The 7,569-nt window shown below is 71.4% G+C and carries 7 protein-coding genes; 3 read left to right on the top strand and 4 right to left on the bottom strand.

The window, feature by feature from the left end; genetic code table 11:
* The 4 genes from VM840_06640 to VM840_06625 form a co-directional block, all read right to left on the bottom strand.
* Positions 1-335: hypothetical protein (locus VM840_06640; GenBank protein HVL81251.1), on the bottom strand; the 335-nt coding region annotated here is incomplete at its 3' end.
* The gene (locus tag VM840_06635; GenBank protein ID HVL81250.1) at positions 335-1,516 is read right to left on the bottom strand and encodes a hypothetical protein; all 1,182 of its coding nucleotides are present in this window, start codon (positions 1,514-1,516) and stop codon (positions 335-337) included. The genes VM840_06640 and VM840_06635, both read right to left, overlap by 1 nt.
* A gap of 108 nt (positions 1,517-1,624) precedes the next feature.
* On the bottom strand, positions 1,625-2,953 hold the full coding sequence (locus tag VM840_06630) for a nucleotide sugar dehydrogenase (GenBank protein ID HVL81249.1): 1,329 nt from the start codon (positions 2,951-2,953) through the stop codon (positions 1,625-1,627).
* A 98-nt stretch (positions 2,954-3,051) separates the two neighbouring features.
* Positions 3,052-3,921, bottom strand: coding sequence for a hypothetical protein (locus VM840_06625; GenBank protein HVL81248.1), 870 nt, complete (start codon positions 3,919-3,921; stop codon positions 3,052-3,054).
* Between the two features lie 196 nt (positions 3,922-4,117).
* Between VM840_06625 and VM840_06620 the strand changes: the two genes are divergently transcribed.
* From VM840_06620 to VM840_06610, 3 genes are all read left to right on the top strand, one after another.
* A complete protein-coding gene (locus VM840_06620) occupies positions 4,118-5,509 on the top strand; it encodes a sugar transferase (GenBank protein HVL81247.1) in 1,392 nt (463 codons plus the stop codon).
* A gap of 6 nt (positions 5,510-5,515) precedes the next feature.
* Entirely contained in the window at positions 5,516-6,790 is a 1,275-nt protein-coding gene (locus VM840_06615) for a polysaccharide biosynthesis C-terminal domain-containing protein (GenBank protein HVL81246.1), read from the top strand.
* A 16-nt stretch (positions 6,791-6,806) separates the two neighbouring features.
* Positions 6,807-7,569 (top strand): hypothetical protein (locus VM840_06610; GenBank protein ID HVL81245.1); only part of this gene is annotated, 763 nt, incomplete at its 3' end.

The following is a 7,569-nucleotide window of genomic DNA, read 5'->3' as shown; positions in this document are numbered from 1 at the left end:
GGGTCTCCCACGACGATGCGTCCACGCATGAAGCTGTGGATGGAGCAGCGGTAGTTGACGACCAGGTCGGCGTCGGGAGCCTTCCACTCGGCGCTCTCGCCGATATCGAACGTGCGGCCTCCGGGGAGGTCGAAGCTGCGGTCGGTGGCGGTCGCGGTGTGGGAGGACTCGAAGGCGCTGAACCGGACGATCCCGCCGCGTTCGACGCGGAGGTCGGCCGGTTCGTAGCGGGAGTTGCGTATCGCCACCTCCGCCGGGGTGGGGGTCGCCGCGGTCACGGGTGCGCTCGCGCAGAGCGCGAGCACACCCACGACCGCGGCGACCCAGGGACGCATCAACCCACCCTCACGGCACCTTTCATGAAGTCCGGGTGCACGTTGCAGGCGAACGTGTACTCGCCGGCCACCGGGAAGACGGCGTCGAACGAGGACGCGAACCGACGTCCCGAGCCGCGGGGCAGCTCGCGGATCTCGTCCGGAGCGTCCTGGGGGACGAGCATCGCCGAGTCGTGGTACGTCCCGGGGCGCACCTCGTCTCCCGGCGCCCGGGTCGCGTCGATCATCCAGGGCCCGAGTCCGAGCTCCACGTTGACCGGGCACTTCGTCGGGGTGACCGCGTACCAGGGTCCGGGGATCCCCGAGAGGCCCGAGGTACGGGAGTCGAGGTCGCACTGCGCGTAGAACCCGAAGCCGCCGAGCCCGGTCGGCACAGGCGTGAACCCGCCGACCGCCTGCCCGGGGAAGGTCACGGTGTGGACCTCGTCCACGACCCCGGGCGGGGGCGCGAAGTGCACGGCGTCGTCCGGCTCGACCACGTCGGGCAGCCCGAGGTAGGACAGGATGGCCACGTGGTTGTCGGGGGTCGACCCGCCGACGTTGACCTGCCAGACCCGCCGTCCGGCGACCGTGTCGGACCGCGGCTCCTGGCGCTCGACGAACGCGTCGGCCGCCGCGGCGTCCTGAGCGATCTCCTCGGCGCGTTGTGAGGCGATCGACGCGGCCGAAGGGAGCGGGACGGCATCGTCGACCACCTCGAGCTGTCCCTCCATGGACGGGTGCACCGTGCAGTTGAACCTGTAGACGCCGGTGGGGGCATCGATGCCGAGCCGGAACGGGCCGTCCTCGAGGACGAACGGCACCCCCGACGACAGGAACCTGTCGTCGCCCGTGAGGACGCAGGCCGGCGCCGAGTCACGGCCGCAGGTGCTGAGAGCCCACCGCTCGTCGGTCACGAACGACCCGGGAGCCTCGTCCGGGCGTACGAACGGCGCCCGTCCCTCGGGCCCGAAGAAGGTGACCGTGTGGAATCCCACGAGGTCGAACCGGACGGTGTCGCCCCGGTGCACCTTCAGCCGCTCCGGGTAGTAGCGGGTGAACTCGTACGGGGCGACGGGATCCGTCGGGTGGATCGCTCCCGCCTGGACGACGTGCTGGGTCGGCTCAGCCGAGGAGGCGGGCGACGCCCAGGACACCCCCGACAACAGCAGGACCAGCAGAGATAGACCTAACCTGCGCATGCGCGACCTCCCTCGGGCGGGCGCCCCTCAGCGCCATCGAGGGAAAGGTAGCCGCGACGGGCTCCCCGGGTCTGCGTACAAATCCGCACAGAGGCCTGTGCGGCGGGGCTACACCCGGTAGACCCGGTGTCCCTCGGGGACGGCGATGGGGATCGTCACGCCGCGCATGTCGTAGATGCAGCGGGCGTCGTGCACGACCCGGTCGTAGTCCACCTCCGGGTGGTCGGTGAGGATCAGGACGAGGTCGGCCCAGGACACGAACCCCGGGGACAGCTCGACCGACCGGTGGACCTCCCCGTCCAGGGTGATCTCCGGCACGTGGGGGTCGTGGTAGGCGATCTTGGCTCCCGCCGGGATCAGCCGCTCGGCCACCCGGATGGACGGGCTCTCGCGGGTGTCGCTCGTCCCACCCTTGTACGCCATCCCCAGGATCAGGACCGCCGCCCCCCGCACCGCCTTGCCGTGCTCGTTGAGGATCTCGGCCGTGCGTTGGGCGACGAAGGCGGGCATGCGCTGGTTCACGTCGTGGGAGGTCTCGAGGAGCCTGAACTGGCGTCCGGCCGTCCCCTTCGTGCGCCAGGCCAGGTACTGCGAATCCGTGCCGATGCAGTGCCCGCCGACCCCCGGGCCGGGGCGGAACGGGGTGAACCCGAACGGCTTGGTGGACGCCGCCGAGATGACCTCCCAGGGGTCGATCGCGAAGTCGTGGCAGACCATCGCGAGCTCGTTGACGAGCGCGATGTTGACCTCCCGGTAGCTGTTCTCCAGAAGCTTCGTGATCTCCGCGGCCCGCGGGCTCGAGACGGGGACGACCGTGTCGCACATCTGCTGGTAGAGGCTGGCGGCGAGCTTCGTGCAGGTCTCGGTGAGCCCGCCGACCACCTTCGGGGTGTTCTGCATGTGCCAGGTCCGGTTGCCGGGGTCGATCCGCTCCGGCGAGTTGCCGAGGGCGAAGTCCTGGCCGGCGGCGAGCCCGGACAGGCGCTCGAGGATCGGACGCAGGAGCTCCTCGGTGGTGCCCGGGTAGGTGGTGGACTCCAGGATCACCATGTCCCCCCGCTTGAGGCGCTGCGCGACCGCGGCCCCCGCGTCCTCGATGTGGGACAGGTCCGGGGAGCCGTCGCGCAGGGGGGTGGGGACGCAGATGATGTACACGTCGGCGTCCTCCGTGACCGCCTCGGTGAAGCGCATGCGTCCGGCCTCCCGCAGGGCGTCGAGCTCGACCTCAGCCACCTCGACGTCGGGGACGGCGTTCTCACCCCGCTGGAAGGCGGCCAGCCGCTTGGGAGCCGGTTCCACCCCCAAGACGGGGAACCCGGCCCGAGCGAGCCCCATCGCGACCGAGAGCCCGACGTACCCGCAGCCGACCACGGCCACCGGGGCGGTGTGGTCCTGGATCCTCTCGAGGGCGCGCGGCGCCCAATCCTGCGCGTTCACGGGTCCAGTATCGGCCCCCGGGGGAGGAAGGCAAGCCCCGGACATGCAGGACGGGCCCCCTCGGGGGCCCGTCCTTTAGAGCTAACTGCTGCTGAGTTCTAACGCTGCCCGATCGGCGTGACGTCCTCCGGCACCGCCGGGACCCGGGCCGAGAAGACGAGGTCGAACTTGATCGCCCATCCCTTGAAGCCCGACTGGTCCGTGCCGTCGTCCGCCTCCGTGAGCTTGAAGCGGTAGAGCCTCACGTCGGTCGGCTTGTCGTCCAGTTCCGAGGTCGAGCCCTTCGCCCGGATCAGGCCGAGCTCGCACGGGCTGTTGCGGGTGACCTCGCGGACACCGCTCGAGCAAGCCTGTGCGTACTGCGGCCCCCGCGGGTCGTAGCCGAGGTCCCCACCGAGCGGAGCCGAGTTGTAGATGCGCTCCTTGTCCACCGCGAAGGTGAACCAGCTCACGAACCTCGCCCATCGGGGGTCGGACGCCGAGACCGTGCACGGTGACGACGCGGCGGTCGGTCCCGTCGTCGGGCAGGTGCCCGAAGGCGCTCCCGGGTTCGTCCGGTCGTGCACCTCGATGTTCTGGATGTAGACCTGGAAGCTCGCGTCGCGCGACGGGGTGACGTGCGTGTTCGAGATGCGCACGTTCACCTGACGCGTGTCGCCCGGGTAGATCGAGGCCGACTGGTACTCGTCCGCCGTGCCGAAGGTGCGGAAGATCGGCGCGGAACCGGTGGAGGTCGCCGTCACCCACGTGCCCGACTCATCGAACCGAGGGTCGTTGCGCTCGATGAGGAAGTCGAAGTTCGACGCGTCCCGGACGACGTTGTTCGGGACGGTCTGGTCGAAGAGCTTGTACGCGATCGCGATCCCGGCGAGCATCGCCAGCGTCGCGAGAAGACTGGTGGCCGACTTCTTCCGCTTGGTCCAGAAGCTCCGCTCGAACCCCTGGGCGGTTGGCGCTCTGCCGTACACGGCCTCTCTGGGCGCAGTTGCCATCGCCAATGCCCTCATCCCCTTTCACTGATAGCCCCTGTTGCTTCGGAGGTTGAAACGGGGCAGGGGCGAGGTGCCGTCGGGGGTGCTTTCCAGAGCGAACGTGCGTTCCGCGACGTGGCTCTCGGGCACCCGGGGCTAGAATCGCCTTGACCTCGGAGAACATGCGTCCGACATGAGACCGACCTGGTACACCCCTTGGCGCGCGGCCGCGGTGGCTCTGGACGCTGCCATGGTGGGGCTCGGGCTGACCGTGGCCGCCGTCGCCCGGTTCGGCGTCTCCGAGATCGACCCGGTGGGACCCGAGACCCGGTTCCTGGTCGCCCCCATCGCCCTCGGGGTCGTGGTCTGGGTGGGGGCGTTCGCCGCCGCCCGGCTGTACAACCCGCTGAGGTGCGCCTCCGGCCTCGAGGAGGCGAGGAGGCTGGTCACCGGCGGCCTCGGCGGCGCGGCCGGGCTCCTGCTGGTCGGGTTCGCCCTGAAGGAGCCCCCCAGCCGGATCTGGCTCGTCTCGGGCACGGTCCTGTCCATCCTCGCGGCCGGGATGGGTCGCCGCGCCCTGAGGGCGGGCGTGACGGCGGCCAGGCGCCGGGGGTGGGGGTTCACGCGGGCCGTCCTGGTCGGAGGGAGAGAGGCGAAGGCGCTCGCCGACCAGATCGGGTCGCAGCCCGAGATGGGCATCGCCATGGTCGCCACCTGCGGGTTCGCCTGGTCGGACCTCCCCCAGGTCGAGCTGGACGGGCTCCCGGGGGTGGTCGAACGGGAACGGGCATCGGCCGTGATCCTGGTCGGCGCCGACCTCACCACCGACGAGGTGAGAGGCGCGACCGCGTCGGTGGCCGACCAGCCGGTGACGGTCCTGCTCATCCCCGAGCTCGAGTACATGCTCGTCCAGAACGTGCACGTCCTCCCGGTGGGCGCGATGCCCGCGCTCGCGCTCGAGGTCCCCAGCCTGCGCGTCTACCAGCGGGTGATGAAGCGGCTCCTCGACGTCCTCCTGGCCTCCGCGCTCCTGGTCCTGCTCGTCCCCATGCTCGCCCTCGTCGCGCTCGCCGTGCGGCTCGACTCGCCCGGCCCTGTCCTGTTCCGCCAGCGGCGCAAGGGACGCAGCGGGCACGAGTTCGAGCTCCTCAAGTTCCGGACGATGGTCGAAGGCGCGGAGGATCTGCGGCCCGAGCTCGCAGCGGAGAACGAGACGGACGGCGCCCTGTTCAAGATCCGTCAGGACCCCCGCGTCACCCGGGTGGGACGGTGGCTACGCCGCACCTCCTTCGACGAGCTCCCCCAGCTGGTCAACGTCCTGAAGGGGGACATGAGCCTGGTCGGGCCTCGTCCGCTGCCGGCCTCCGACTACGAGGTGGAGGGTCAGGACCGCGCCCTGGCCCGCAGGCTGACCGTGCGGCCGGGGGTCACCGGCATGTGGCAGGTGAGCGGCCGCAGCGAGCTCCCGTTCTCCGAGCTCGTCCGCCTCGACCTGATCTACATCCAGAACTGGAGCATCGTGATGGACCTCTACATCCTGGTCCGCACGATCCCCGCCGTGATCCGGGGCCGCGGCGCGTACTGAGCTCCCATGAGGCTGCGGCAGGTCGCCCGAGCCTCTGCCACCGTCTTCGGCGGCAACCTTCTCGCCTCGGCGTCCAACTTCACGCTGGCCCTCGTCGTGGCCCGGGCCTACGGCCCCGAAGGACGCGGCGAGCTGGCCGTCTTCGTCCTGGTGCCGATGCTCGCGAGCACCGTGCTCGGGTTCGGACTCCCCACCGCCCACGCCTATTGGGGAGCGAAGCACCCGGACCGCGTCGGCACCTTCGCGTGGAACAGCGTGCTCACGGCGGGGACGGTGGGGGTCGTCCTCGCGGTCGTCGGCGCATCGGTGGGGGAGCGGCTGCCGGTGATCGGCGGGGTAGAGCGTCCGGCTCTCGTCCTGGTGGCCATCCCCCTCCAGCTCGTCACGATCCTGCTCGGCGAGCTCCTCCCGGTCGAACGCAGGTACCGCTCGTACGCCGCCGTCCGCGCAGGCTCGGGATTGCTCCCGCTCGTTCTCGTCGTCGCCGCCTTCCTGGCTCTCCCCGGGCGGCCCGCCCTGGGCGACGTGGAGGCGCTGATCTTCCTGGGTTGGCTGGGTGCCGCCGCCGCCTCGCTCCTGCTGAACGCCCGATCGCTGGCGACGGGGCGACCGAGCCTCCGGGAACACATCGTCGCGCTGCGCTACGCCGTCCTGGTCGGGCCGGCCCTGGTCCTGCAGATGGTGAACTACCGGCTCGACCAGGTCGTGCTCGCCGCCCTCCTGCCCCGGGAGACCCTGGGGCTGTACGCGGCCTCGGTGAGCATCACCGAGGGGCTCTTCCTCCCCGCCGCTTCGATGGCCACCGTGCTCCTCCCCGAGATCGCCCGGCGTCCGGAACCGGCGTCACGAGCGCTCGTGCACCGTTCGCTCGCCCTGGCCGTGGCCGGGACGGCGGCGGCCGGGCTGCTCGTGTTCGCGACGGCTCCCGTCCTCCTCCGGCTCCTGTACGGCGAGGAGTTCGTGGCGGGTGCGCAGGTCCTGCGGGTGCTCGCGCTCACCATCCCGGTCGTCGCCTTCACGAAGATCGCGGGAGCGGGGCTGGCCGGCACCCACCGGCAGGCGCAGCACCTGCGGGCGGTGGCCGCCGCTGCCGTGGTCACGGTCGTCGCCGTGCCCTCGCTGGTCACGGCGATCGGGGCGGTGGGGGCGGCCCTCGCCTCGCTCGGCGCCTACCTCACCTCGGCGCTGGTGCAGTGGATCGGCTGGAGGTCGCCGGCCCGGTCGGTCGGAGACCGGCCCGAGGCCGCTCCCGACCCCATGACCCGCGTCGCCGGGACGTGATGCAACGATGGGTGCCATGAAGACGGCGCAGGACAGGGAGACGACCTCCGCCGGGCAGCGGCAGTCGCCCTGGCGGGGGGCCGGACCGGCGCTGGCCCTCTTCGCGAGCGCCTACCTCGGCCTGGGGCGCGCCTTCGAGGTGCCGGCGCTGATCCTGCTCGCGGAGGTGGCCTTCCTCGGCGTCGTCGCCGCGCACGTCGTGCACCGCGGACCGGATCTCCTCACCGGCACGCGCTACCGGGGTGCCCTCTTCGCGGTCTACCTCCTGGCCATCCTCGTCGTCCTGCAGGCCTGGAACCCCAACACCCCCGGGCTGGGGATGTGGGCGATAGGTGCCCGCAAGTCGTTCCTGCCGGCCATCGCGCTGGTCGCCGGGTACGTCTGGCAGATCGACCGGGAGGAGCTGCTCCGCGTGGTCAGGGTCGTGGCATGGCTCATGCTCCCCGTGCTCGTCTTCGGCGTCTTCGACTTCCTGCAGCCCACCGCGATCGGGATGGCCGTGCGAGCGGCCGCGCGTGCCGACCGCTACACGGGCGAGATCGGGGGGGTCACGCGCGCGGTCTCGGTGCTCCCGGGCCCGTTCCACTTCGGGATGCTGGGGCTCCTGGGGGTCGGGGTCGCCCTCGCGATGCCGGAGCGGCGTCTCCTGCGGCTCGTCCTCGGGGCGGCCGGGGTCGCCGCCGTGGTCACGAGCCTGACCCGCACCAACCTGGTCGGGCTGGTCGTCGTCCCGGTCGTCTACCTGGTGGTCGCCCGCCGCGCGGGAGCCCCCAAGAGGC

Source organism: Actinomycetota bacterium (genome assembly GCA_035540895.1).
GTDB lineage: Bacteria > Actinomycetota > JAICYB01 > JAICYB01 > JAICYB01 > DATLFR01.
The sequence above is the reverse complement of the archived record's forward strand: the minus strand, read 5'-3'. Positions and strand labels throughout refer to the sequence as shown.

Bases quoted from the DNA above. Each gene is read 5' to 3' on its own strand.
- VM840_06635 (HVL81250.1), bottom strand. From the start codon at position 1,516: ATGCGCAGGTTAGGTCTATCTCTGCTGGTCCTGCTGTTGTCGGGGGTG.
- VM840_06620 (HVL81247.1), top strand. From the start codon at position 4,118: ATGAGACCGACCTGGTACACCCCTTGGCGCGCGGCCGCGGTGGCTCTG.
- VM840_06615 (HVL81246.1), top strand. From the start codon at position 5,516: ATGAGGCTGCGGCAGGTCGCCCGAGCCTCTGCCACCGTCTTCGGCGGC.